A 22,929-nucleotide genomic window follows, 5' to 3' on the forward strand; every position below is an offset into this window, starting at 1 on the left:
GTCCTTTACTCTGCTGGTTCCAAGACCTGTGGTTCAGGGGCCGACAACGGCTGCCGGTCGAAGTCGGTGCCCAAGTTGCCGGTGTTTCCCTTCGCCTTCAGGTCGGCGATGTGGCTGTCATAATCCTGCTGGCTGACCACCCGGACCTTGAAAAGCATCTCGGAGTGGTATTCGCCGCACAGTTCGGCGCACTTGCCCATGTATTCGCCGATACGGTTTGGGGTGATGCTGATGTAGGGGTTGTACTGTTCGTGCCCCGGGTACAGGTCGCGTTTCTGCAGGAAATCCACCACCCAGAAGGAATGCTGCACATCGCGGGACTGCAGGTGCAGCTCCACTTTCTTCCCGACCGGAAGGTACAGCGTGGGTAGCCGGTCCGGCGTTCCGTAGTCCCCGGTCAGGTGGGCCTGCTGGCCGGCATCCTCGTGGACCTGTTCCTTAACGTAGTTGAAATCCCAGGACCACTGTTTGCCGAACACGTCGATCACGACGTCCGGGTTCGGGTAGCGTTCGTCGATGGCCCGCTGCTCCCGGTCGGTAAAGACGAACAGCACGCCGATAACGATCAGGGGGATGGCCAGGTAGAACACTTCCAGTGGAAGGTTGTAGCTCAGCTGGGCCGGGAATCCCACCGTGTTCTTCCTGCGCCGGTACGCCACCATGACCCAGATCATCAGGCCCCAGGTGATGACGCCCACAACAAGTGCCGCGATCCATGAGTTGACCCATAGGTCAGTGATCAGCTCGGTGTTGTTGGTGGTGTCGCGTGCTCCGGGCAGGAAGCCGCGCGAAACGAGGTCGGAGCAGGAGGTCAGGGCCGGCAAGGCGGCGAGCACCACGGTTGCGGCGGCGATGCGCCGCATTCTCCGGTTCTTGAACGGTTTTATACCCATTCCTGGTCCCTCCGGCTGCTCCAGAGACCCAACTGCCTGAGCCCACCACCGGCATCGGAGCCGACGGGTTGTGTGCCCACAGTAACGCGGGGTGGATGCTATGGGAAGGGGTTTTGGGCGGCGGGACAAGCGGGCTCCGCCGGCGGATTGGCAAGGGCGGCTGCGGTTACCGGCCGGCCCAGACAGACACCGCCCCGGAGTGGCCGGTCACGATGGTTTGGTACACCAGGAAGATTCCGGCCAGAACGCCAACCACCGAGGTGGCCGGGACCAGCCAGCGGGACTCGAGGATCACCCGCAGGCCGCGGAAGGCGGGCCTGCGGGTGAGGAGCGACGGGAAGGCGGCGGCGATCTGCACGGCGACAGCCACCAGGAAGAGCACGGTGACATAGCGCAGGAAGCTGCCCTGGTGGCCGTGCTCCTCAATGAGCTGGGACGCCGGCCTGGCCTTCTCCAGCTGTTCGCCGGCTTCCGCCGTGAGGACGGACAAGGGGACCAGCAGCAAGGCCAGGACGGCCAGCGGCCACGCCAGGAAGCGCCTGGAGCGTCGGACCAGGGCGAAGGCCACCGCGGCAATGCCGGCCAGTGGGCCCAGCACCACCACGCCGTGGATCAACAGGATGTGGGCCGGAAGGCCGGCGATCTCCAGCAAGGGATACTCCGATCAGTGGGGGACGCTCTGCCGTGTACGGTCAGTGTCGCACGGCGGGAGGGCGAATCAGGCGACCCCGGTGGTACCCAGCAGGCTCCCCACCCCGAACGTGAAGGCCATGGCCAGGGCCCCGCCCACCACCAGCCGGATGGTTGCCTTGCGTTTGGAGCTTCCGCCGATCTTGGCGCTGACGGTGCCGGTCAGTGCGAGCGCCAGGATGACGGCGCCGAAGGTCACCGGGATGCGGGCTTCTGCCGGCGGGAAAATGATGGCCAGCATGGGCAGCACGGCGCCGACCGTAAACGCGATCGCGGAGGCGATGGCGGCATGCCACGGGCTGGCCACTTCCTCCTCGTCGATGTTCAGCTCGGCGGCCAGGTGGGCTTTCAGTGCATCCTTTGCCGTCAGTTCTTCGGCCACTGTCCTGGCCGTGGCTTCACTAAGACCCTTGGCCTGGTAGATGTGGGCAAGTTCAGCCAGCTCGCCGTCGGGATCGTCCCGAAGCTCCTGGCGTTCCTTTTCGATCAATGCCCGCTGGCTGTCGCTCTGGCTGCTCACGGACACGTATTCGCCCAGGGCCATGGACACGGCTCCGCCCACCACCGCGGCGGTGCCTGCCACCAGGATGGGCGAAATCTGGTTGGTCACGCCCGCCACACCCACCACGGTTGCCGCTACGGAGACGATGCCGTCATTGGCGCCGAGGACCCCGGCGCGCAGCCAGTTCAGGCGCGCCGCGAGGCTGCTGTCGTGGGGTTCGTTGTGGGTGAGCTTGAGGGTTTCAGACATGCTGGCAGTAAAGCACCGCAGAGGGGGCGGTGCCACGAAGGTTTGCATCCCCTAACAGAGCACCAGCGTGGCCGCGCCCGCCCCTGGTCGCCGGTCCTCAGGCGACGGCGGGATAGCTGCTAAGGATGTAGTCTGCCGCGGCCGGCCCTGTCATGCGCAGCCGGGAGTCCCGGATGTCCACGCCGCAACGCAGCATTCCGGCCCGGAAGGCCTGGTCGGGCTTGGGAGTGATGCCGTGCAGCGCTGCCCAGCTGACGTAGAGACCATAGAGGCAGTCGGGGCCCAGGGGTGAATCGCCGGACGGATCGGGTGTTGTGGCTTCGTTCAGGAATTGCTGGAAATGGGAGGCAGACATGTGCTGGCTCTTTCACTCTTGCATAATGCTGCCGTTGGGCTACAGCAGCTACTCCCGCTGGCCTTTGCAGAAGAGCCGGGGAGGGCGGGCGTGTTGCCCGTCACACGTCAAATCTACCTGCGGGTAGCTCGGAAGTACAGGTGGTGCCCGCCAGGAAGCGCGAACTGCTTCCCACGCAATACTAAGGGTGCTTATTATAAATATCCCTTGAGGAACCGGGCGCTGGCCATCGTCTCCAACGTGGTCTGCAAGGGAGCAGGGGAGAGGGGACGACGACGATGGACACCTACGGCAATGATGGCACCGGCGGCGCCGGTGCAGGCATGCGCACCTTCGGGATCGAGGAGGAGCTGCTCCTGGTCGATCCGGCGAAGGGGGAGGCCGTGCCTATGGCTGGAGAACTCTTGAACCTCTACGTGCGCCCGTTCGAGGCCGGAGCCGGCCCCGTTCTCACGGCCGAGTTCCAGCAGGAGATGATCGAGGTGGTCACCCCGCCGCACGCCACCCTCGCTGGGCTGCAACAGGACATCATTGCCGGGCGGGCCATTGCCCACCAGGCAGCGGAGGATGTGGGGGTCAGGGTGGCTGCGCTGGGCACCTCGCCGCTCCCGGCAAACCCGCACCCGGTTCAGCTGCGGCGGTTCAAGGCCATGACCGAGGAATACGGCCTCACGGCCCGCGAACAGCTCACCTGCGGCTGCCATATCCACGTTTCAGTGGAATCGGCGGAGGAAGCCGTCGCGGTGCTGGACAGGATGCGGATCTGGCTGCCGGTGCTCATTGCGCTCAGCGCCAACTCACCCTTCTGGCATGGCCAGGACACCGGCTATGCCAGCTACCGCGCGCAGGTGTGGAACCGGTGGCCCTCCGCCGGGCCGCTGGACATCCTTGGCACCCCGGACGCCTACCACCAGCTGGTGCATGACATGGTGAGCACCGGCGTCGCCCTTGATGAAGGGATGGTCTACTTCGACGCACGCCTCTCCCGGCACTATCCAACAGTGGAGATCCGGGTGGCTGACGTGTGCCTGCGGCCGGAGAACACCGTGCTGCTGGCGGGCATCGCCCGGGGCCTGGTGGAAACCGCGGCCCGGGAGTGGCGGGAGGGCGCCGAACCCGTATCCGTCCCGTCGGCCCTGCTCCGGCTGGCCGCCTGGAAAGCCAGCCGCTGGGGCCTGCGCGGCGAGTTGCTGGATCCGCGCACGCACCGCCCGGCGCCCGCGCTCGCCGTCGTCAATGCACTGCTGAACCACGTGCACCAGGCACTGGTGGACATGGGGGACCTGCAGCGCGTGGAGGAACAGGTGGACAGGCTGCTCGCCGAAGGCACCGGTGCGGTCCGGCAGATGGAAGTGCTGCACCGAACGGGGGACCTGGAGCGGGTGGTGGAGGACGCGGCAGACTGCACGGTCTCCGCGTCGCAGGCCTAACAGGTCCCAGGCCTAGTAGGTGGTGGCATTGGGAATGATCAGCGGGGGCCGCGGCGCCTGATTGAAGTCGAAGGCGTTGGTGAGGTCGCCCAGGAGCGGGTTGTTTTCGCGGACATCCGGGCGGTTGTCCGGCCTGCCGTCCGTGGCGGGATCGATCCGTTCACCGCCGAGGAAATCGTCCTCGATGAACTTGAAGTAGGCGTCCTGGCTCAGGACCTGGTGGTCGATGTACCCCTTCTTCGCGTAGGGGCTGATGACGAGGGCCGGGACCCGCAGGCCGTAGCCGTTGTTGTCCACCTCGGGCGGCTGGACGTGGTCGTAGAACCCGCCCCAGTCGTCCCAGTTGAGGAAGATGGCTGTGCTGTTCCAGTCCGGGCCGCTCATGATGGCGTTGACCAGCCCTGCAACGTACTGCTGCCCGGTGCTGATTTTGGCCGGGGGATGTTCGCTGACCTCATCGGTGGGTGCCACCCAGGTGACGGCGGGAAGCCTGCCCTGCCGGGCGTCGTCGTAGAGGCCGCTCAGGGGTTTGATGTTGCCTTGCTCGCCGTCCTCGGTGACGGTGTCGAAGTACGGCAGCGGGTTCCACCGGCCCGGCGTTTCGGCGTCCTGCTTCACGGGTGCGCAGGTGGCGGCGTCGTTGCGGCAGTCGGGCTCGGTGCCGCCGAACACGTAATAGGCCCAGGACACGGAGTGTTTGTGGAGCAGGTAGGTCAGGTCGGTCCAGGAGTAGTTGGGCCCTTTCAGGCTCTTCGCCGCTTCGGCCAGCTTGTCCTTGAGCGCGGGCGGCAGGTCCGCGGCCTGGACCGCGGTTTTGCAGGTGGAGTACGAATCGGTGCGCTTGCAGCCGGCCGAGACAACCTGTCCCGTCTGGGTGGCCAGATCCAGGCCAAGCCCGGCGGCCTGGAGTGCCGTGCGGCAGGGCTGCGGGTCCGGGTTTGGCTGGCATTTGCCGATCAGGCTGGCCTCGAATTCCGCTTTCTCTGGTTCATTCTCAACACCGTCAAGCGCGTTGATGCACGACGACGGGTCTCCGGTCTTGGAACATCTGGCCGACCATTCGGAGACCATGTACAGGTGCGCCTGGAGGCTTCCCGCGGCGGCGGAGGTGAACATGTGGTCCTGCAGGACAAAGTTGTCGGCGTAGGTCCAATAGGTCGGCAACTGGTTCCGGTCGTGGTAGCCCATGACGTCGGTGCGCCTGGTCTTGTACTTGCAGTCGGTGGCATCCGGCTCGCAGTGGGCAATGCCCTTCTCCGCCTGGGCCACAAATCCGTCCATGGCCCCGTTGTTGATGTCTGCGGTCGCGTCTGCCGGGCTGTGCGGGCCGCCGTCGTTGCTGTCCGACGAGTCCAGGTAGGGTGAAACACAGCCTCCCCTCCCCGGAGCCGGAAGGCAGGCCACCGGATTGCCGTCCTTCATGGGAATGCCTTCGGCGCCCGGGTAGGTGCCGAAGTAGCTGTCGAAGGACCGGTTCTCCTGGGTGATGATCACGACGTGCTTGATCTTGGCGATCCCGGCGGTCCCGGCGTCCCCGGGCCAGACCCGGGGAATGGCGACGGCGAGGACCACCAAGGCCACCACCGTCACGGAGGCGGCCAGGGCGGTCCGCCGCTGGTGGAGTCCGGGCAGCCGCACCTTAGTACCCCGACCGGAAAACATCATCGCCGAAGGTCTTCACGCCGGGCTCGCCGGCCAGTCCAAGCCGCGGGAGGTGGAAGAGATCCTCGATGGTGGCCAGCAGGCTGTAGTGGTTGTAGGGCCGGTCCGAGGTGGCCCCGGCGTTGCTGAACGGGGACAGGACCAGGGCTCCCACTCTGCCCCCGGCGGCGCCGCCGGCGGGGCTCCCGGAGTCTCCCTGGGCCGGGCCGGTGGTGTCGCCCTCGGTCTCATCGAAGGTGATGACCAGCATGCCGTCCTGCTGGTACGCGGGGGACGACAGGATGGCTGGAATGTGGTCCTTGAGCCACGCGTCCGCCGCTTTCAGGCCCCCGCGCGTACCGTCGGCGCAGGTGTCGTCGTGCCCGTCATGGCAAAGGTTGGGCGTGATGTAGGAAAGGTTCGGGGTGGTGCCGACGGAATTCAGGTCATCCGTGAGTGCCGAAAGGTTCACCACGTCCTTGTCGCAGTCCGGAGAATCGGTGATGGACTGGAAATAGACAAAGGGGTCGTGGTGGGTGGAGTACATGTCATCCGCGGTGGCCCGGATGTGGTTGTCGGGTTCACCGAGGGCCGGGTGTTCGCAGGGCTGCGGCATGTCCTCCATGTAGCCCTTCCACGTCTTGCCCTGGGCGGTCAGCTGCCCCGCCAGGGTCTGGGCCTGGTCAGGGTAAACGCAGCCGGTTCCCTGCAGGGCGCCTTCCCCGTCGGTGCCCGTGGCGTTGAACCGCGTATAGGTGCGGCAGTCCTGCTCCGTACTGTCGTTGGGCCGCTGGCCGGAGATCTGTGCCAGGTAGTTGGGCAGGGAATTGTGGGCGATGCCGTAGTAGTCCTCCAGCAGCACCCCTTGCTTCCGGAGCGTTCCGGACAGGTACGGGGCGGACGAGTTGTCACCCCACACCGAGTCGTAGCTCTTGTTCTCGAGGTTGATGACGAAGATGTGGCCGGGGCGCCCGGCGGCATCAGCCGCGGCAGCGTTGGGCGTTACGCCGCCGCCTGGGACTGGCGCCCCGCTGGGTGTGGCGCTTGGCGTGGCACTGGACGTGGCGCCCGGGGGCTGGGCGGCCGTGCTTTGGGCCGGGGCCGTGTTGTGGGCCTGGGCAGGAGCCGCCGGAATGGACTGGCAGGCTGCCAGCGAGGGCATCAGCAGCAGCGGCAGCAGGAGTAAACAGGGCCTGTGCCACCGGCGGCCGCTGGATCGGGGAGCTGAATTCTGCTTCATGCCCGGCCTCTTTTGTTCGTCACTGATGATCCTGCCGACGGGACTGTGGACGGTCCCGGCCGGCAGGTGGTCGCACCCCAGCGATGCCGCCACTCTTGCATATGGACGCCACTTTTTGCAGGGGCAACAGCTGTGAGTTGGCCGTGAATCGGAGTCTCGTCCACCTCTGGGCCCGCCTAGGTCTTTCAGCCCTAGAAGGCGGCAGGCGCCAGGCGTTGACTTGGACTGCGGGCGGAAAACGCCCTCCGGGAACGGAAAGCGCAAGGCTTGCCGGCCGGAAGTGAAAGGAAAATACAGTGAAAAAGTGGTATCGGTGGCAGGACTACGTAACGGTCGCCGCCGGTCTCTTCACCGCGATTGCGGTCCTGTGGACGCGGCAGCAGAACATGTCCACCACGTTCATGCTCCTCTTCGGCGGACTCCTGATCATCAGCGGCATCATCAACCTGGCCATGCCCGGAACACCGGTCATGGAATATGCCCAGGCCGTCCTTGCCGCCCTGCTGGTCCTCTCGCCGTGGCTGGGCTCCTACACCGGCGCAACCGGCGCTGCGTGGACATCCTGGATCGCGGGGGGAGTCGCGCTGGTGGTCACCGCCGTGGCCATTAAGCCAAGCACTGACGCCCACCGCAATCTCCGGATTTCGCACTAGCGGAGGCATCCGCCATGACCGAAGTACTGCGGTACGAAGTCGGTTCCGGGACCGTGCTGGTTGAAGCTGCCGACGGCAGCTACGGGGTGGATCATCCCGCCCGCAACGAACAAGGGATCCTGGACACGGGCAGGAGGCTGGAAGATGCACTCGCCAGCGTCCGCCCGGCCGCGCGGGCCGCACTGGAGGCCATGGCGGAGCTGACCCCCGAAAAGATCGAAATCGAATTAGGCGTGAAGCTTGCAGGGGCCGTGATCGCCAAGAGAAGTTCCGACGCCCATTTCGTCCTCCGCATGTCCTGGACTCCGGCGGCAGCAGACCTCCCCGGGGAAGAAACACACGGTGGGTGAGGGGCGTGGCTGGGTTTCATGACAGATTCGACGCAGGCCGGCGGCTGGGCAAACGGCTCGCGGGCCTGCGCGGACAGGATGTTGTGGTGCTGGGCCTGCCCCGGGGCGGCGTCCCGGTGGCGTTCGAGGTGGCCAGGGCCCTCGATGCCCCGCTTGATGTGATCGTGGTGCGAAAACTGGGGGTCCCGTTCCAGCCCGAGGTGGCCATGGGGGCCATTGGCGAAGGCAAGGTCCGTGTCCTGGATCCCCGCACCATCAGCGCGGCCCGTGTGTCGCAGGAGGACCTGCAACAGGTTGAACAGCAGGAACGGGCCGTCCTGGAAAGCAGGGTGGCACGGCTCCGCAAAGGCCGGCACCCGGTGGACCTCACCGGCCGGACTGTGGTCATTGTCGATGACGGCATCGCCACCGGTTCCACGGCCAGGGTGGCGTGTCAGGTGGCCCGGCAACTCGGGGCGGCCAAAGTGGTCCTTGCCGTTCCGGTTGCCCCCGCCCGCGCCATCGTGGAACTGAAGGAGCCGGACGACGTCGTCTGCCTTCTCTCACCGCAGGACTTCAAAGCGGTGGGCTATTACTACCATGACTTCTCGCCCACCGATGACCGCGAGGTGGTGCAGCTGCTCGATGCCGCTGCCTCCGCAGCACACCACACCGGCGGGGGAGGTGCAGACGGGAGCCTGCAGGAGGACCTGGAAATACCTGTGGGAGGGGTGGCGCTGCATGCCAGCCTTTACCTGCCCGCCAGGTGTGACGGCACGGTCCTCTTCGCCCACGGCAGCGGCAGCAGCCGGCACAGCCCGCGCAACAGGTTCGTCGCTTCGGTCCTGCACGGAGCAGGCCTGGGGACACTGCTCCTTGATCTGCTCACACCGGAGGAGGAGGTCAACCGGGCCAACGTGTTCGACATCGGCCTGCTGGGCCAGCGGCTTTCCTCGGCAACCCACTGGCTGGAAGCACGGCACGACGGGTCCCTGGGACGGGTGGGCTACTTCGGTGCCAGCACCGGAGCCGGTGCCGCCCTGTGGGCCGCCGCCGAACCCGGCGCGCAGGTTGCCGCCGTCGTGTCCCGGGGCGGCCGGCCGGACCTGGCCGCTCCACGGCTCGCCGCCGTGAAGGCCCCCACCCTCCTGATCGTGGGCGGCGCCGACACCCAGGTGCTGGCCCTCAACCGACAGGCCATGGAAAGCATGCAGGCCCACACCCATCTGGAAATCGTCCCCGGAGCAACGCATCTTTTCGAGGAGCCCGGCACCCTGGCCACGGTGGCCAGCCTGGCCGCTGACTGGTTCCGGCACTACCTCCTCCCCTTACCGGTACGACGGTCCGTGCCGGAGGCCATGACATGGACCAGGGAAGCACCGTGACCACGGGCGCAGGGTCGGCGCGCTGGCCTGCCATCGCCAAGGACGTGGCGGCGTTACCGGTCCAGCCGCACCTGCTGGATTACGGTGCGGCGTGCCGGGAGTTCACCTGGGACCAGGCGCGGCAGGCCCTTGCGGGGCTGCCCGGCGGCCGCGGGCTGAACATCGCCTACGAGGCAGTGGACCGCCATGTGGCGGAAGGCCGGGGGAGCGCGGAGGCGCTGCGGTTTGTCGAGGCCGACGGCGGCGTCCGCTCCCTGAGCTACGGAAACCTTGCGGAGCAGTCAGGCAGGTTCGCGGCAGTGCTGCGGGCACTGGGAGTAGGGCGCGGCGAGCGCGTTTTCTCACTCCTTGGCCGCAGCCCGGAGCTCTATGTTGCCGTCCTGGGTACGTTCAGGAACGGAAGCGTCTTCTGCCCGCTCTTTTCCGCCTTCGGCCCCGAACCGGTGCGGCAGCGCCTGCACCTTGGGACCGGTCGGGTGCTGGTGACCGCCAAGGCGCTCTACCGCAAGAAGGTGGCTCCGGTGCGGGACGCGCTTCCCGAACTCCGCCATGTCCTGCTGGTGGACGCTGACGGCAGCCCCGAACCCGGAACCCTGGATCTGGCCCAACTCCTGTCGCAGTCACCCCCGCCGGACGATACGGGACCCGGGGAGGACATCGCGGACACCCAGCCCGAAGACATGGCCCTGCTGCACTTCACCAGCGGCACCACCGGCACGCCGAAAGGCGCCATCCACGTCCACGACGCCGTGGCCGCGCACTACGCCACCGGCCGCTTCGCGCTGGACCTGCACCCGGGCGACATCTACTGGTGCACCGCCGACCCCGGCTGGGTGACGGGCATGTCCTACGGCATCATCGCCCCGCTGGTGCACGGGGTCACCGCCATCGTGGACGAAGAGGAACTGGACGCTGACCGCTGGTACCGCATCCTCGCGGAGCAGCACGTCACCGTCTGGTACACCGCCCCCACGGCCCTGCGGATGCTCATGAAGGCGGGTGCGGAGCGCGCGGCCGGCCATGACCTTTCCGCGCTGCGCTTCATCGCCAGCGTGGGGGAACCGTTGAATCCCGAGGCAGTGGTGTGGGGGCGGGACGTCCTGGGCCTTCCGGTGCATGACAACTGGTGGCAGACCGAGACCGGCGGGATCATGATCGCCAACTATGCCGCCATGGACATCCGCCCCGGCTCCATGGGCCGCCCGCTGCCCGGCATTCAGGCGGCCCTGGTGGCGCGCGACGCCGACGGAAACGCCATCGTCAAGGACGGCCAGGCCGTGCTGGTCACGGAACCGGACACCATGGGCGAGCTGGCCCTGCGTCCCGGCTGGCCGTCAATGTTCCGCGGCTACCTCAACGAGGAGGAGCGGTACCGGCGCTGCTTCGCCGGCGGCTGGTACCTCACCGGCGACCTGGCAAAGCGCGACGGCGACGGCTACTTCTGGTTCATTGGCCGCGGTGACGACGTGATCAAGTCATCCGGCCACCTGATCGGTCCCTTCGAAGTGGAAAGCTGCCTCATGGAGCACCCGGCCGTGGCGGAGGCCGGCGTGATCGGGGTCCCTGACCCGGTGGCCGGGCAAGTGGTCAAGGCGTTCGTGGAGCTTAAGCCGGGCCGTGAACCCACCGCGGAGCTGCAGCTGGAGATCATCGGCTTCGCGCGGAAACGGCTGGGCGCCGCCGTCGCCCCCCGGCTCCTCGATTTCACCATCGCCCTGCCCAAGACGCGCAGCGGCAAGATCCTCCGGCGGCTCCTGAAATCCCGCGAGCTCGGGCTGCCGGAGGGCGATACGTCAACGCTGGAATCACCGGCGCCCCAGGAGACGGCATTGAAGGACCAGCCATGAGCACAAGCAGGAACCGGCCATGAGCTCCCTCAAGAACCAGCGAGTCCCCAATCCGGAGCACGGACTGCACCTGCTGCGGCAGATGCTGCGGGTGCGCCGGCTGGAGGAGAAGTGCATCGAGCTCTACAGCGCCGCCAAGATCCGCGGCTTCCTGCACGTCTACATCGGCGAGGAGGCCGTGGCGGCAGGGGTCATGGAAGCCCTGGCGCCGGAGGACGCGGTGGTTGCCACGTACCGTGAACACGGGCATGCGCTCCTGCGCGGCGTCTCGGCAGGGGCCATTCTCGCCGAAATGTACGGCCATGCCGAGGGCTGCTGCCGAGGCCGCGGCGGGTCCATGCACCTCTTTGACGCCGCCACCCGCTTCTACGGCGGCAACGCGATCGTGGCCGGCGGCCTGCCACTCGCCGTCGGTTTGGCGCTCGCGGACCGGATGTCCGGGCGGCAGCGGGTGACGGTCTGCTTCTTCGGTGAAGGGGCCGTGGCCGAAGGCGAGTTCCACGAGAGCATGAACCTGGCCGCGCTGTGGCAGCTTCCGGTGCTGTTTTGCTGCGAGAACAACCTGTATGCCATGGGCACCGCGCTGGGGCGCTCCGAATCGCAGACGGACATCGCGCTGAAGGCTGCCGGGTACGAGATCTCCGCCTGGGCGGTGGACGGCATGGACGTGTTCGCGGTGGAGGAGGCGGCCCGGCGCGCGGTGGACGCCGTCCGCTCCGGCGGCGGCCCCCACTTCCTGGAACTGCGTACCTACCGCTTCCGCGCCCACTCCATGTTCGACCCGGAGCTGTACCGGGAGAAGTCCGAGGTGGTGCAGTGGATGGAACGGGACCCCATCAGCCTGCTGCAGGGTGCCATGCAGGCCGCGGGGCAGCTGCCCGAGAAGGACTGGACCGATCTCCAGGCTGACGTGGACGCCGAGATCAGCACCGCGGTGGGATTCGCGGAGAACGGCACGCCCGAGCCGGTGTCCGAGCTGACCCGGTTCGTCTACAGCGATCCTGCCGGCGACGCGTATGAAGCAGAAGAGCCGGCAGGCCCCGCCGCGGCGGCCAGCGGCGGAAAACCAAGGGAAGACGGGGCTGCACGATGAAGACCACTTACCGCGAAGCCATGCGCGCGGCCCTCCGCGACGCGATGCAGCGCGACGAACGGGTGTTCCTCATGGGCGAGGACGTGGGCCGGTACGGCGGCAGTTTTGCCGTGAGCCTGGGCCTGCTGGAGGAGTTCGGGCCGGAGCGGATCCGCGATACCCCGCTGTCCGAATCCGGCTTCGTCGGTGCGGGGATCGGGGCGGCGCTGGGCGGGATGCGGCCCGTCGTCGAAATCATGACGGTCAACTTCAGCCTGCTGGCGCTGGACCAGATCATCAACAACGCCGCCACCCTGCTGCACATGTCCGGCGGGCAGTTCAACGTGCCCATCGTCATCCGGATGACCACCGGCGCCGGCCGCCAGTTGGGGGCCCAGCACTCGCACAGCCTGGAGGGCTGGTACGCGCATATCCCGGGCCTGCGCATCCTGGCCCCCGCCACCCTTGCCGACGCCCGCGGCATGCTGTGGACGGCGCTGCAGGACCCGGACCCGGTGCTGATTTTCGAGCACGGCTCCCTGTACAACGTGGCGGGGGAGCTCGACGACGACGCCGGCGCCGTGGACATCAACAGGTCAGCGGTCCTGCGGCACGGGGACGCCCTGACGCTGATCACCTACGGCGGCACCCTGCCCCTCGTGCTCGAAGCGGCCGAACAGCTGGCCGCCGCGGGCATCGATGCCGACGTCATCGACCTGCGCACCCTGCGCCCGCTGGATGGCCACACCATCATCGACAGCGTGGCCAGGACGCACCGGGCCGTGGTGGTGGACGAGGGCTGGCGCAGCGGAAGCATCTCCGCCGAGATCGCGGCCCGGATCTGCGAGCAGGCCTTCTTCGACCTGGACGCCCCGGTGGAGCGGGTGTGCAGCCTGGAGGTGCCCGTCCCGTACGCCAAGCACCTGGAACAGGCTGCGCTGCCGTCGGTGGAACGGGTCATGGCCGCCGGCCGAAGGGCCGTGGGCGCCGATGGCTGAGTTCCGGATGCCGTCCCTGGGCGCGGACATGGAGCACGGCAAAGTGGTGGAGTGGCTGGTCAAGACCGGGGACTACATCCACAAGGGCGACCTGGTGGCGGCCGTGGACACGGACAAGACCGTGATGGACATCGAGTCGTTCCAGGAAGGCGTGGTGGCCGAGTTCCTGGTGGACATCGGCGACACGGTGGAGGTGGGCACCCCGATCGCCCGGATTACCGCCACCCCGGCCGAACTCCCGCCGCCGGCGAGAATCCCGCCACCGGAACCGGAGGCGGGCACCAAGGTCCCGCCGCCGGTCCGGCACCTTGCGCACACCTTGGGGGTCGACGTCGGACGCATCAGCGGGAGCGGTCCCGGCGGCGAGGTGACCAGGGCCGACGTCGAACGCGCCGCCGCTGCGTCCGCCACCCAAACCGGGCCTGCTCCTGTGACGGGTGCGCACGTGCAGGCGGAAGGCGCAGCCCACCGGGTGCGGTCCTCGCCGCTGGCCCGCCGGCTGGCGGCGGAGCTCGGCGTCGACCTGCAGGCCATCGCGGGAACGGGTCCCGGCGGTGCCGTGACGGAGGAGGACGTGCTTGCCGCGGTGCCTCCCCGGGAACGGGCGCCCAGGGAACAAGTACCCGGCGAACCTGCGGCGGAGGAACCGGCGGAAGCATCGCCGTCGGAAGCCCCAGTTGCGGAACCGCCGCACGAAGCCGCGGAAGCGCGACCGCGCGGCAGGAGGGACACCGGCGGCAAGGCGGAAAGCCTGCGGCAGGCGATTGGCGCGCTGATGTCCCGGTCCAAGAAGGAGATCCCGCACTACTACCTCTCCACCACCCTTGACCTAGCGGCGGCGATGGCCTGGATGCAGGCCGCGAACCAACAGCGACCGGTCTCCTCCCGGCTGGTGCCGTCCGCCCTGCTGCTGAAGGCCACCGCGCTCGCGGCCAGGGAAGTGCCGGACATGAACGGCTTTTTCATAAACGGCGCCTTCCAAACCAGCAACGCGGTGCACCTGGGCGTGGCGGTGGCCCTGCGGCACGGCGGCCTGGTGGCCCCGGCCCTGCACGACGCCGACACCCTGACGCTCGACGAGCTCATGGACCAGCTGCGCGACCTGGTGGGCCGTGCCAGGGCGGGCCGGCTGCAGCGTGCGGAGATGGCCGACCCCACCATCACCGTGACCAACCTGGGCGATCTCGGCGTCGAAAGCGTGTACGGGGTGATCTACCCGCCGCAGGTGGCCATGGTGGGCTTCGGCAAGGTCCTCGAACAGCCGTGGGCGCACAACGGGATGCTTGGCATCCGGCACGCGGCCATCGCCACGCTGTCCGCGGACCACCGGGTGAGCGACGGGCTGCGCGGCGGCCGCTTCCTGGCCCGCATCGATGAACTCCTGCAAGCGCCGGAGGAACTGTGAGACCTACGTGAGCGAGGAGGAGCCGTGAACCAACAGGACGCACGCCAGGCGGTGGAGGCGGCGATCGGAAAAGTAGCGCCCGACGTCGAGCCCGAAGACCTGGAAGGCACCGCCAGGCTGCGCCAGGACCTGGAACTGGACTCGCTGGATTTCCTCCGCCTGGTGGAGGTCATTGCGGAGTCGACGGGGGTGGACATTCCTGAAGCGGACTATCCCGCGGTGGCCACCGTTGACGGGCTCGTCACGTACCTCGCCGGTCATGGATAAAGCGCTGCCCTACACCGCGGCGTGGTCGTTGCCGCGCATCCGGACCGCCACCACGGCACCGGAAGCCGCGGTGAGGACCGCGACGGCGGCAACGGCGGCGGGGATGCCGTAAAGGTCGGCCAGGACACCGGAGAGGAGGGCACCCACGGCGAATCCGCCGTCGCGCCACAACCGGTACACGCCCACGGAGCGCGCCCGCCAGGCCGGGTGCGCGACATCGCCGATGGCGGCCAGCAGGGTGGGGTAAACCAGGGCGGTGCCCAGGCCCAGCACGACGGCGGCGGCGAGCCAGGGCCCGAAGCTGTGGGCGGTGGCGGTGATGCCCAGCGCCACGGCCTGGACCAGCATGCCGGCCGTGATGAACCATTTGCGGCCCCAGCGGTCGGACGCGGCGCCGGTGGCCAGCTGGGCGGCACCCCAGGCCGCGGGGTAGGCGGCGGCCAGGATGCCGATCTGGTTAAGGCTCAGCCCGGCGCCGGCGAACAGGACGGGAAAGAGGCCCCAGGCAAGGCCGTCGTTGAGGTTGTTGACCAGGCCCGCCTGGCTGGCTGCCGAGAGGGAGCGGTCCTTGAAACTGGTGAGGGTGAATACCTGGCCGGTGGTGAGGCCGGCATGGGCGCTGCTGGAGGCGGCGTGCTGGGTGGCCTCCGTTTTGGCGTGCTGGTGGGTTTCCCGGACGGCCAGGACCGTCAGTCCCAGGCCGAGGGCGATGTAGGCGGCTCCGAGCAGGAAAGGGGCGGGCCGGAGTCCGAAGGACGTTGCCAGGTAGCCGGTGGCCAACGCGGTGGCGGCCACGCCCAGATAGCCCGCGGCCTCGTTGAAGCCCATGGCCAGCCCCCGCTGCCTGGGGCCCACCAGGTCCATTTTCATGATGACGGCGGTGGACCAGGTGAGGCCCTGGCTGACGCCCAGCAGCACGTTGGCAGCGACGATCCAACCCCAGGACGGGCCGAAGATGAGCATGAGCGGCACGGGAACCGCGGCCAGCCATCCTGCAACGAGGACCGGTTTCCGGCCATACCGGTCTGAGAGTGTGCCAGCGAAGTAGTTCATCGCGGCCTTGGAAAGGCCAAAGGCCAGGATGTATGTCAGCGCGCCGGTGTACAGGTCCAGGTGGAATTCCCGGCTGGCCAGCAGGGGCAGGACGGTGCGTTCCTGGCCCAGGGTGCCGCCCACCAGTGCATTGACGGCAACCAGCAGCATGAACTGCGCCAGGTTCTGCCGCAGGCCCAGCATGCGACCGGCTCGACCGGCCGCATGGGGAAGCGTTCTGCCCGGCATTGGTGGCTCCGTTCCTGGCGGTGGATAGGGGGACATAGAGATGGCCCGGGCGTGTGGGGGCACGCCCGGGCCGGTAGCCCGGGCAGGAGGGGGGTCCTGCCCGGGCGGTCTTGGGGTGGCAGGTCCGGTTAGACCGCGGGGACGCTGTTCCGCCAGGCGTTCCACGCGGCGTAGCTGCCGTCGAGTTCGACGACGTCGTACCCGGCACGGCGCAGGGCGCTGGCGGCTACGGAGTTCCGCACGCCGGACTGGCAGTAGGACACGATGGTTCCACCGATGGGCAGCTCGTCCAGGTGCCACATGACCCGGCCACCGCTGAGCTGGTACGCACCCGGGACGTGCCCGGCCTTGTGCTCCGTCTTGTTGCGGACGTCCAGGACCATGGCGGCGTCGAACCCGTCGAGTTCCTCAGGCTGGATCAGCTTGGGGGTGAAGGTGGGCAGCCCCTCGATGCCGGTCAGGTAGCCGGCAACGTTGTCGATGCCCACGCGGACCAGGTGGTCCCGCATGTCCTGGGCCTGCTCCTGGTCCTTGGCCAGGAGCACCAGCGGGTTCTTGTCCGTTTCCGGGTTGACCACCCAGGCGCCGTAGCTGGCCACTGACTTGCCGGCCGGAACGTTCAGGGAGCGGACCACCGTGCCCTGGTGGACTTCGCCGTTGGAGCGGGTGTCGATGAACGTCAGGGTGTCCTCTGCCAGGCCCTGGGCCACGACGGCGGTGTCCAGTTCCTGCAGCGGGGCACGCTCGCCCATGACGGCCGGGCCTTCACGGTTCTCGCGCTTCATGCGGCCGAAGTAGCCGTGGGCGTCGGGCTGGCCATCCAGGAGCTCGTCGATGAAGCCCTGCTCGTCATTGGCGGCCAGGTAGGGGCCCCACCAGGCGTAGAGGCGTTCGTAGCCCACCGTGGAGGACGGGATGGCACCCAGGGCCTTGCCGCACGCGCTGCCGGCGCCGTGGGCGGGGTGGACCTGGACGTAGTCCGGCAGGGTGAGGAGCTTGTCGCGGAGGCTGGCGAAGAGCTGCCTGGCGCCCTCGAAACGCGTGTCCACGCCGCCGGCTGCCTCGTCCAGCAGGTCCGGCCGGCCCAGGTCGCCGGAGAACACGAAGTCCCCGGAGAGCAGGTAGCCGGGCTTGTCGCTGAATGCGCCGTCGGTGACCAGGAAGGACAGGTGCTCCGGGGTGTGCCCGGGGGTGTGGACTGCCTTGATGTTGATGTTGCCCAGGGTGATGGTGTCGCCGTCGTACAGCCGCTCGCCCTCGAACTCATACTGCCAGTCCGGGCCGCCTTCGCCGGAGACGTAGATCTTGGCGCCGGTGGCGGCGGCGAGTTCGCGGCTGCCGGAGAGGTAGTCGGCGTGGATGTGGGTCTCGGTGACGGCCACGATCTTCATGCCGTTCTTCGCGGCCAGGTCCTGGTAGACGGCGATGTCGCGGCGGCCGTCCACCACGATGGCTTCGCCCTTGGCCTGGCAGCCGATCAGGTAGCTGGCCTGGGCGAGGTCTTCGTCGTAAATGCGCTCGATAAGCATCTGGTGATCTCCTTCAGTTGAAAGGGGATTGGAAGGTTGTTCTGCATTCAGTAGAGATACCCCCCGGGGTATCCAGCAAGGGTACTGCGGCCTAGGCGTTCAGGGGATGGACGTCATGTTTGTGGCGGCGGCAGGGCCTAGGTGGTGGGCAGTCCGGCGCGGGTCCAGGCGGTCATGCCGCCGGCCATGGTGTCCGCTTTGTAGTCAACGCCGTTGAGGGCATCGGCGACGGCGGCGCTGCGGTTGCCGCTGCGGCATACGGCAATCACGGGCACGGCGGGGTCGAGCTCGCCCAGGCGGGCCTGGAGCTGGCCCATGGGGATGTGGAGGGCGCCGGGGATCATGCCTTCGGCGACTTCGAAGTCCTCGCGGACGTCGAGGATCCGGGCGGTGGAGCGGCGCTGTTCGGTTTCGGTAATGGTGATTTCAGCCATGGTGGTTCTCCTTCGAAGTGGTTCTTGGCTGGAGCTGATGCTGCTGTTGCTAGCGGACGGGTTCGCCGGCCTGGCGCCAGGCGGCCATGCCGCCGCGCACCGAGTAGGCGTCGTAGCCTTTGGCGGCGAGGAGCCGGGCTGCGGAGGCGGAGCGGACGCCGGAGGCGCAGAGGGCGATCACCGGACGGGCCTTCTGGATCCCGGCAGTGCTGGTCTGCAGCCGGTCCAGGGGGACATGTTTGGCCTGCGGCGCCCGGCCGGTCCGCCATTCCTGGGCTGACCTGACGTCGATGAGCGTGGCCCCGGAACCCAGGAGTTCCTTGGCCTGGGCCACGGAAATCGTCTTGTAGGGCTTGCTGAAGGCCTGCTTGAGGGAATCGATCAGTCCCATGGTGTTCTCCTCTGTGGATAGGTCAGGCGGTGACCGTGCCGGCGGTGACCCACGCCGCGACGGCGAAGATGAGGACCGCGAACGAGATGCGGATGTGTTTGTCGTGCAGGCGGCGGGCAAGCCGGGCGGCAACTATCGATCCCACGATCGCCGGAATAGCGAACGCCAGGGTGGTGCCCCAGTCGATGCTGAAGCCGGCGGCGTGGGCGCTGAACCCGGCGGCCGAGTTGACCACGATGATGGCCAGGGATGTTCCCACCGCCTGCTTCATGCGCAGGCCCAGGAAGATGGTCAGCGCGGGGGTGATGAGGAAGCCGCCGCCCACGCCCAGCAATCCGGTAAGGAACCCGACCAGCAGGCCCGCTCCCACGGCCTTGGGGGCGCAGGACCGGAATGCCCGGTTCGGCCCGGTGCTGCAGGACCCCTCGCTTTCGCGGGGCTTGCTGAGCATCCGGATGCCCGCGGCCACCATGATCACGGCGAAGGCCAGCATCAGGATGTTCGGGTCGAGCAGTTTGCCCACGGCCGCACCGGCCCAGGCTGCCGGGATGCCGGCACCTCCCACCAGGGCGATCACGGGCCAGTTCAGGCCTTCCCGCAACCTGGGGAGCAGTGCTGCCAGCGAGGAGATTCCCACCACCAGCAACGAAGTGGGAATGGCCTGGGCGGGGCTCATGCCCACGCCGTACACCAGGGCGGGAACGGCGATGATGGACCCGCCGCCGCCCACTATGCCCAGTACGACGCCGACGACGAGCCCCAGACCCAGGGCCGGGATCATGCCGCCGCGCCCTCTTCAGCCTGCTGCACGGGAAGCTGCAGGATGGCGCTTTCGCGGGTGGGCTCCTTGGCGGTCTTGTTCCACGGCATGGCAGACAGGGCCTTGCCCATGGCGCAGGTGTTGGTTGCGGCCGAGAACGTCAGTCCGGTGCCGATGGCGCCGGCCAGCATGCGGACCTTGGGGGAGACAAACTTGCCGCCGGCCAGGCCGAGCATCACCAGGGAGCCCGCGGCCAGGCGGACCTGCCGCTCCAGGTCCCAGCGGTCCTTGCCCTTGACTACGTCGCCACCGGCGGCGGCGTAGCCGGGAACCCCGCAGGTGAGCACGTAGGCGGTGTCCAGGCCAACGGTGGCCATTCGCTGGCGGGCCTGCTCGGCGCGGATGCCGGACTGGCAGACCAGGACAACGCGGGAACCCAGCCGGGCGGCGAGCTCGTCGGTGTGCTCGGAGAGCAGTGGAAGCGGCACGTTGTAGGAGCCGCGGATGTGCATGGTTTCGAATTCAGCGGCAGAGCGCACGTCGATCACCACAAGATCCTGATGTTCCTTGATCCAGGACTGGAGGGCTTCAGGGGCGAGTGCGGTAACGGCTGTTGCCTTGGAGGGGGATGTCATGAGTGGCCTCTCGGAAAGGGTCAGAGTGGATACCCCACCGAGTATGGCAGATACCCCCGGGGGTACGCAAAACACCCGTGGGGGTATATAGTTGGGCGCAGCAACCATCGATGGAGAATCCCTTATGGAACTGAACCCAACCGAACTCACGCCCGTGATCAACCGCCTCAAGCGGGCACAGGGCCAGCTCGCCGCCGTGACCCGCATGCTGGAGGAAGGCAGGGACTGCAAGGACGTCGTCACCCAGCTGGCCGCCGTCTCCAAGGCCCTTGACCGTGCAGGCTTCGCCATCATCGCCACCGGCCTGGAACAGTGCATCGTCCAGAAGGACGGAACCATGGACCGGAAAGACCTGGAGAAGCTCTTCCTTTCCCTCGCCTGACCGGCGCAGCCCAACGCCGGACCTGACGCAACCTTCAAGGAGTGCCATGACCTATACCCTGGCCACCACCGTTCCCTTGCCGTGGGCTGAAGCGGTGGAGCGAACCCGCGAGGCCCTTGCCGCCCAGGGCTTCGGGATCCTGACGGAAATCAACGTCCGGTCCACCTTCGAAGCCAAGCTCGGTACCGAAGCCGCGGACGCCGTCGGGGATTACATCATCCTGGGCGCCTGCAACCCCGCCCTTGCCAGCCGTGCCCTCGCCGCCGAGCCCCAAATGGGCGCCCTGCTGCCGTGCAACGTGGTGGTGCGCCGGAAGGCCGGCGCCGCCGGGACCACGGTTGAGGCCATCGACCCCCAAGCCATGGTGCAGCTCAGCGACGCCCCTGCCGTTAAGGACGTGGCGGACGACGCCGGCACGCGCCTGCGCGCGGCCCTCGCCGGCCTGGGCGGACGGCCGGAGTAAACGGGCCCGGAACTGCCGGGGGGCGGCATCCGGCGGTAGTGCCTGCAGCGCCGTTGTGGTCTACTGCTCAGTAGCCTGACCATTCTGTTGCAGCGACCAAAGGGAGCTCCCGCCGATGTCCGACCCCCTGGTGATTGTTTTCGACGTCAACGAGACACTGTCCAACATGGCACCGCTCGGCGAAGCGTTCGCCGGGGCCGGGGCGCCCAAAGAGCTTGCCAAGCTGTGGTTTGCCACGCTCCTGCGGGACGGGTTCGCCCTCACCGCCAGCGGAGGCAAGGAGGCCTTCGCCGCCATCGGCGCGGACGCCCTCCACACCCTGCTGGCAGCCGAAGGCATCTCCGGGGACCAGGACGCCGCCGTCGAACGCATCATGGCCGCCATGCAGAACCTTTCCCTGCACCCCGATGTTCCTGGCGGCGTCCGTGCGCTGGCCGCCGCCGGGCACCGGCTGATTACCCTGACCAACGGCGCGGCCGCCAACACGGACAGGCTGTTCGTCGCCGGCGGCATCAGGGACCACTTCGAGCTGCTTCTCTCCGTGGACGATGCCCCGGCATGGAAACCCGCAAAGGCAGCGTATGAATACGCGGCAACATCGGCCGGAACAGAGCCCTCCAACATGCTGCTGGTCGCCGTGCACCCCTGGGACATCCACGGGGCAGCCAAGGCCGGACTCCGGACCGCGTGGATCAACCGCACCGGCGCCCGCTACCCCTCCTATTTCCAGTCCCCCGAAATTGCGGTCGGCGCCCTGACGGAGCTGCCCCGGGCCCTCGCCCGGTAGCTCCCGGACGCCCTCGCCGCAGCCAACCTCGAGCACCTGGCTATAGGGCGGTAGATCCCACCCGGACAGGGGCCGGAAGCCCGGCACGGTGGCGCCGTTCAAGGTCGACCACGTCACGGCCGAAGGAGAACGCCAGCAGCACCAGTGCCACCGCCGGGGCCGCGGCAACAACAATGGCCGGGGCAGCCGGGACCAGTGCGGCCAGCAGCGCGAACGGCTGGAAGGCCCCGATCACCTTGCGTGAAGCGCTCGGCGGAAGCTGCGCGCGGAGGTGGGGCCGGACCAGCCCGGCAGCCACGAACGCGTAGTACATGGCCCCGATGCCCAGCGTCCACGGCCCCGCCACAGGAGCCGCCGCGACGGACAGCACCAACACCAGGGCGGCGTCCGTCGCGGCATCAAAACGTGCCCCGGCCTCTGACGCGGTTCCGGTGCGCCGCGCCACGGCACCGTCCACGCCGTCCATCAGGAAGGCTGCGCCGCCCAGGACCGGAACGAGGACGCCCGGCTGGTCCCCGGCAAAAATCGCCGGGACCGCCACGGCCGCGCACAGTCCCATCAGGACAGCGCGGAGCAGCGTGACCCGGTCGGCGGGAGTTGAAAAGCGGGGGATACGGCGCAGGACGGATACGACGGCGGCCCCGGTCACCACCGCGCCCGCACCGATGCCCGCCACTTGGGGGAGCACGCCCCACGGGAGCAGGGAAGACAGCCACAGGGCCGGCACGGCGTAGGCGGCAAGGGCGGCCGCTGCGTCCGGCATGGCGCGGTCAGCTGCATTCACGCGGCACCTCCACCGGCCTGCCGCCCACGGCGCGGGTGATCTTCACCGCCGGCGCCGTCCGGCCGCGAAGGCCGTGGCGCCGTCGGACTTTCCCCTTCGGCGCGCGCGGACCAGGCCGGCGAGCGCCAGGAGCGCTCCGACCCCTTCAGCGACGGCGCTGAGGGACTTGGAGAAGAACCAGACAGGATCGTACATGGCAGGGATCGGCCCGATCGCCGGAATGTCCACATACCTGTACAGTACGACGGCGGCGAACGCGCTGAAGGCCACCACCAGGGCCACGGCATAGGCCGCGCTGCTGCCGCGGATGAGGACGTACAGGCCGGCCACGAAGGCGGCAGCCGCTTCCAGCAGGAACAGCGTGCCCTGGCTGATGGTGCCCGGCTGCGCAGCCTGGTAGCCCGGAGCCAGGAACAGATGAACGCCGGCGTCGATGAACAGCGCCAGGGCGGTAAGTAATCGTAGAGCCACGCTTATGTATACGCCTGAAGTTTCCTCCCGGTTCACCCTGGCCCCTTATATCTGCG

26 protein-coding genes are annotated in these 22,929 nt (G+C 68.1%); 12 read left to right on the plus strand and 14 right to left on the minus strand.

Annotated elements, in window-relative coordinates:
- Positions 1 to 5: 5 nt before the first annotated feature.
- The 4 genes from ctaC to ACTJK0_RS03700 all read right to left on the minus strand — a co-directional run bounded on the left by ctaC (position 6) and on the right by ACTJK0_RS03700 (position 2,689).
- Positions 6 to 863: an aa3-type cytochrome oxidase subunit II gene (gene ctaC, locus ACTJK0_RS03685; protein WP_440744277.1), complete on the minus strand. Its 858-nt coding sequence runs from the start codon at positions 861 to 863 to the stop codon at positions 6 to 8.
- A 196-nt stretch (positions 864 to 1,059) separates the two neighbouring features.
- Positions 1,060 to 1,545, minus strand: a complete 486-nt coding sequence (locus ACTJK0_RS03690; protein ID WP_440744278.1) for a hypothetical protein — start codon at positions 1,543 to 1,545, stop codon at positions 1,060 to 1,062.
- 66 nt (positions 1,546 to 1,611) lie between these two features.
- Positions 1,612 to 2,334 carry a VIT1/CCC1 transporter family protein gene (locus ACTJK0_RS03695; protein WP_110541589.1) on the minus strand — a complete coding sequence of 241 codons (723 nt, stop codon included), beginning with the start codon at positions 2,332 to 2,334 and terminating at the stop codon, positions 1,612 to 1,614.
- A 97-nt stretch (positions 2,335 to 2,431) separates the two neighbouring features.
- Positions 2,432 to 2,689 (minus strand): hypothetical protein, encoded by a 258-nt coding sequence (locus ACTJK0_RS03700; protein ID WP_110541588.1) that lies wholly within the window; start codon positions 2,687 to 2,689, stop codon positions 2,432 to 2,434.
- Between the two features lie 278 nt (positions 2,690 to 2,967).
- Between ACTJK0_RS03700 and ACTJK0_RS03705 the strand changes: the two genes are divergently transcribed.
- On the plus strand, positions 2,968 to 4,119 hold the full coding sequence (locus ACTJK0_RS03705) for a glutamate--cysteine ligase 2 (protein WP_110541587.1): 1,152 nt from the start codon (positions 2,968 to 2,970) through the stop codon (positions 4,117 to 4,119).
- A 12-nt stretch (positions 4,120 to 4,131) separates the two neighbouring features.
- Here ACTJK0_RS03705 and ACTJK0_RS03710 read toward each other — a convergent pair whose 3' ends face one another.
- Both ACTJK0_RS03710 and ACTJK0_RS03715 read right to left on the minus strand, forming a co-directional pair.
- Positions 4,132 to 5,784, minus strand: coding sequence for a phospholipase C (locus ACTJK0_RS03710; protein ID WP_440744279.1), 1,653 nt, complete (start codon positions 5,782 to 5,784; stop codon positions 4,132 to 4,134).
- Positions 5,759 to 7,000 (minus strand): alkaline phosphatase family protein, encoded by a 1,242-nt coding sequence (locus ACTJK0_RS03715; RefSeq protein ID WP_440744280.1) that lies wholly within the window; start codon positions 6,998 to 7,000, stop codon positions 5,759 to 5,761. The genes ACTJK0_RS03710 and ACTJK0_RS03715 overlap by 26 nt, the downstream gene beginning before the upstream one ends.
- 296 nt (positions 7,001 to 7,296) lie before the next feature.
- On the opposite strand from ACTJK0_RS03715, the gene ACTJK0_RS03720 reads away from it, so the two are divergent.
- Genes ACTJK0_RS03720 through ACTJK0_RS03755 form a run of 8 tightly spaced genes read left to right on the plus strand, consistent with a single transcriptional unit; the run spans position 7,297 to position 14,956 of the window.
- Complete coding sequence (locus tag ACTJK0_RS03720) at positions 7,297 to 7,653, plus strand: SPW repeat protein (RefSeq protein WP_110541586.1); 357 nt, start codon at positions 7,297 to 7,299, stop codon at positions 7,651 to 7,653.
- Between the two features lie 14 nt (positions 7,654 to 7,667).
- On the plus strand, positions 7,668 to 8,003 hold the full coding sequence (locus tag ACTJK0_RS03725; protein ID WP_110541585.1) for a CU044_2847 family protein: 336 nt from the start codon (positions 7,668 to 7,670) through the stop codon (positions 8,001 to 8,003).
- 5 nt (positions 8,004 to 8,008) lie between these two features.
- Positions 8,009 to 9,367: a phosphoribosyltransferase family protein gene (locus ACTJK0_RS03730; RefSeq protein ID WP_440744281.1), complete on the plus strand. Its 1,359-nt coding sequence runs from the start codon at positions 8,009 to 8,011 to the stop codon at positions 9,365 to 9,367.
- A complete protein-coding gene (gene acsA, locus ACTJK0_RS03735) occupies positions 9,346 to 11,214 on the plus strand; it encodes an acetate--CoA ligase (protein ID WP_440744282.1) in 1,869 nt (622 codons plus the stop codon). Before ACTJK0_RS03730 ends, acsA begins: the two co-directional genes overlap by 22 nt.
- 19 nt (positions 11,215 to 11,233) lie before the next feature.
- Positions 11,234 to 12,307, plus strand: a complete 1,074-nt coding sequence (gene pdhA / locus ACTJK0_RS03740) for a pyruvate dehydrogenase (acetyl-transferring) E1 component subunit alpha (protein WP_440744283.1) — start codon at positions 11,234 to 11,236, stop codon at positions 12,305 to 12,307.
- Positions 12,304 to 13,284 carry an alpha-ketoacid dehydrogenase subunit beta gene (locus tag ACTJK0_RS03745; protein WP_110541582.1) on the plus strand — a complete coding sequence of 327 codons (981 nt, stop codon included), beginning with the start codon at positions 12,304 to 12,306 and terminating at the stop codon, positions 13,282 to 13,284. The genes pdhA and ACTJK0_RS03745 overlap by 4 nt, the downstream gene beginning before the upstream one ends.
- Positions 13,277 to 14,689, plus strand: coding sequence for a dihydrolipoamide acetyltransferase family protein (locus ACTJK0_RS03750; RefSeq protein ID WP_440744284.1), 1,413 nt, complete (start codon positions 13,277 to 13,279; stop codon positions 14,687 to 14,689). The genes ACTJK0_RS03745 and ACTJK0_RS03750 overlap by 8 nt, the downstream gene beginning before the upstream one ends.
- Positions 14,690 to 14,713: 24 nt before the next feature.
- The gene (locus ACTJK0_RS03755) at positions 14,714 to 14,956 is read left to right on the plus strand and encodes an acyl carrier protein (protein ID WP_440744285.1); all 243 of its coding nucleotides are present in this window, start codon (positions 14,714 to 14,716) and stop codon (positions 14,954 to 14,956) included.
- A 9-nt stretch (positions 14,957 to 14,965) separates the two neighbouring features.
- Here ACTJK0_RS03755 and ACTJK0_RS03760 read toward each other — a convergent pair whose 3' ends face one another.
- The 6 genes from ACTJK0_RS03760 to ACTJK0_RS03785 form a co-directional block, all read right to left on the minus strand.
- Complete coding sequence (locus ACTJK0_RS03760; protein ID WP_440744286.1) at positions 14,966 to 16,237, minus strand: MFS transporter; 1,272 nt, start codon at positions 16,235 to 16,237, stop codon at positions 14,966 to 14,968.
- Positions 16,238 to 16,365: 128 nt separating this feature from the next.
- Positions 16,366 to 17,766, minus strand: a complete 1,401-nt coding sequence (locus tag ACTJK0_RS03765) for an MBL fold metallo-hydrolase (protein ID WP_440744287.1) — start codon at positions 17,764 to 17,766, stop codon at positions 16,366 to 16,368.
- 137 nt (positions 17,767 to 17,903) lie between these two features.
- Positions 17,904 to 18,200, minus strand: a complete 297-nt coding sequence (locus ACTJK0_RS03770) for a rhodanese-like domain-containing protein (RefSeq protein WP_440744288.1) — start codon at positions 18,198 to 18,200, stop codon at positions 17,904 to 17,906.
- Between the two features lie 49 nt (positions 18,201 to 18,249).
- Positions 18,250 to 18,591 (minus strand): rhodanese-like domain-containing protein, encoded by a 342-nt coding sequence (locus ACTJK0_RS03775; protein ID WP_440744289.1) that lies wholly within the window; start codon positions 18,589 to 18,591, stop codon positions 18,250 to 18,252.
- A gap of 22 nt (positions 18,592 to 18,613) precedes the next feature.
- Entirely contained in the window at positions 18,614 to 19,372 is a 759-nt protein-coding gene (locus ACTJK0_RS03780; protein ID WP_110541575.1) for a sulfite exporter TauE/SafE family protein, read from the minus strand.
- The gene (locus ACTJK0_RS03785) at positions 19,369 to 19,986 is read right to left on the minus strand and encodes a rhodanese-like domain-containing protein (RefSeq protein ID WP_440744290.1); all 618 of its coding nucleotides are present in this window, start codon (positions 19,984 to 19,986) and stop codon (positions 19,369 to 19,371) included. Before ACTJK0_RS03785 ends, ACTJK0_RS03780 begins: the two co-directional genes overlap by 4 nt.
- Before the next feature lie 124 nt (positions 19,987 to 20,110).
- Between ACTJK0_RS03785 and ACTJK0_RS03790 the strand changes: the two genes are divergently transcribed.
- From ACTJK0_RS03790 to ACTJK0_RS03800, 3 genes are all read left to right on the plus strand, one after another.
- On the plus strand, positions 20,111 to 20,368 hold the full coding sequence (locus ACTJK0_RS03790; RefSeq protein ID WP_110541573.1) for a metal-sensitive transcriptional regulator: 258 nt from the start codon (positions 20,111 to 20,113) through the stop codon (positions 20,366 to 20,368).
- Positions 20,369 to 20,414: 46 nt separating this feature from the next.
- Positions 20,415 to 20,831, plus strand: coding sequence for a DUF302 domain-containing protein (locus tag ACTJK0_RS03795; RefSeq protein WP_110541572.1), 417 nt, complete (start codon positions 20,415 to 20,417; stop codon positions 20,829 to 20,831).
- A 115-nt stretch (positions 20,832 to 20,946) separates the two neighbouring features.
- Positions 20,947 to 21,618 carry a haloacid dehalogenase type II gene (locus ACTJK0_RS03800; RefSeq protein ID WP_440744291.1) on the plus strand — a complete coding sequence of 224 codons (672 nt, stop codon included), beginning with the start codon at positions 20,947 to 20,949 and terminating at the stop codon, positions 21,616 to 21,618.
- Between the two features lie 40 nt (positions 21,619 to 21,658).
- Here the strand turns inward: ACTJK0_RS03800 and ACTJK0_RS03805 are convergent, their stop codons facing one another.
- Positions 21,659 to 22,402, minus strand: coding sequence for a CDP-alcohol phosphatidyltransferase family protein (locus ACTJK0_RS03805; protein ID WP_440744292.1), 744 nt, complete (start codon positions 22,400 to 22,402; stop codon positions 21,659 to 21,661).
- Between the two features lie 42 nt (positions 22,403 to 22,444).
- On the minus strand, positions 22,445 to 22,873 hold the full coding sequence (locus ACTJK0_RS03810) for a hypothetical protein (RefSeq protein WP_440744293.1): 429 nt from the start codon (positions 22,871 to 22,873) through the stop codon (positions 22,445 to 22,447).
- Between the last annotated feature and the right edge of the window lie 56 nt (positions 22,874 to 22,929).

Source organism: Paenarthrobacter sp. 22069 (assembly GCF_052046035.1).
Lineage (GTDB): Bacteria > Actinomycetota > Actinomycetes > Actinomycetales > Micrococcaceae > Arthrobacter.

What these genes read in the sequence shown, in the direction of transcription:
- ACTJK0_RS03790 (WP_110541573.1), top strand. Translation starts at nt 20,111, where the DNA reads ATGGAACTGAACCCAACCGAACTCACGCCCGTGATCAACCGCCTCAAG.
- ACTJK0_RS03715 (WP_440744280.1), bottom strand. Translation starts at nt 7,000, where the DNA reads ATGAAGCAGAATTCAGCTCCCCGATCCAGCGGCCGCCGGTGGCACAGG.
- ACTJK0_RS03700 (WP_110541588.1), bottom strand. Translation starts at nt 2,689, where the DNA reads ATGTCTGCCTCCCATTTCCAGCAATTCCTGAACGAAGCCACAACACCC.
- ACTJK0_RS03710 (WP_440744279.1), bottom strand. Translation starts at nt 5,784, where the DNA reads ATGATGTTTTCCGGTCGGGGTACTAAGGTGCGGCTGCCCGGACTCCAC.
- ACTJK0_RS03765 (WP_440744287.1), bottom strand. Translation starts at nt 17,766, where the DNA reads ATGCTTATCGAGCGCATTTACGACGAAGACCTCGCCCAGGCCAGCTAC.
- ACTJK0_RS03780 (WP_110541575.1), bottom strand. Translation starts at nt 19,372, where the DNA reads ATGATCCCGGCCCTGGGTCTGGGGCTCGTCGTCGGCGTCGTACTGGGC.
- ACTJK0_RS03770 (WP_440744288.1), bottom strand. Translation starts at nt 18,200, where the DNA reads ATGGCTGAAATCACCATTACCGAAACCGAACAGCGCCGCTCCACCGCC.
- ACTJK0_RS03775 (WP_440744289.1), bottom strand. Translation starts at nt 18,591, where the DNA reads ATGGGACTGATCGATTCCCTCAAGCAGGCCTTCAGCAAGCCCTACAAG.
- pdhA (WP_440744283.1), top strand. Translation starts at nt 11,234, where the DNA reads ATGAGCTCCCTCAAGAACCAGCGAGTCCCCAATCCGGAGCACGGACTG.
- ACTJK0_RS03750 (WP_440744284.1), top strand. Translation starts at nt 13,277, where the DNA reads ATGGCTGAGTTCCGGATGCCGTCCCTGGGCGCGGACATGGAGCACGGC.
- ACTJK0_RS03800 (WP_440744291.1), top strand. Translation starts at nt 20,947, where the DNA reads ATGTCCGACCCCCTGGTGATTGTTTTCGACGTCAACGAGACACTGTCC.
- ACTJK0_RS03695 (WP_110541589.1), bottom strand. Translation starts at nt 2,334, where the DNA reads ATGTCTGAAACCCTCAAGCTCACCCACAACGAACCCCACGACAGCAGC.
- ACTJK0_RS03725 (WP_110541585.1), top strand. Translation starts at nt 7,668, where the DNA reads ATGACCGAAGTACTGCGGTACGAAGTCGGTTCCGGGACCGTGCTGGTT.
- acsA (WP_440744282.1), top strand. Translation starts at nt 9,346, where the DNA reads ATGGACCAGGGAAGCACCGTGACCACGGGCGCAGGGTCGGCGCGCTGG.
- ACTJK0_RS03745 (WP_110541582.1), top strand. Translation starts at nt 12,304, where the DNA reads ATGAAGACCACTTACCGCGAAGCCATGCGCGCGGCCCTCCGCGACGCG.
- ACTJK0_RS03760 (WP_440744286.1), bottom strand. Translation starts at nt 16,237, where the DNA reads ATGCCGGGCAGAACGCTTCCCCATGCGGCCGGTCGAGCCGGTCGCATG.
- ctaC (WP_440744277.1), bottom strand. Translation starts at nt 863, where the DNA reads ATGCGGCGCATCGCCGCCGCAACCGTGGTGCTCGCCGCCTTGCCGGCC.
- ACTJK0_RS03785 (WP_440744290.1), bottom strand. Translation starts at nt 19,986, where the DNA reads ATGACATCCCCCTCCAAGGCAACAGCCGTTACCGCACTCGCCCCTGAA.
- ACTJK0_RS03795 (WP_110541572.1), top strand. Translation starts at nt 20,415, where the DNA reads ATGACCTATACCCTGGCCACCACCGTTCCCTTGCCGTGGGCTGAAGCG.
- ACTJK0_RS03705 (WP_110541587.1), top strand. Translation starts at nt 2,968, where the DNA reads ATGGACACCTACGGCAATGATGGCACCGGCGGCGCCGGTGCAGGCATG.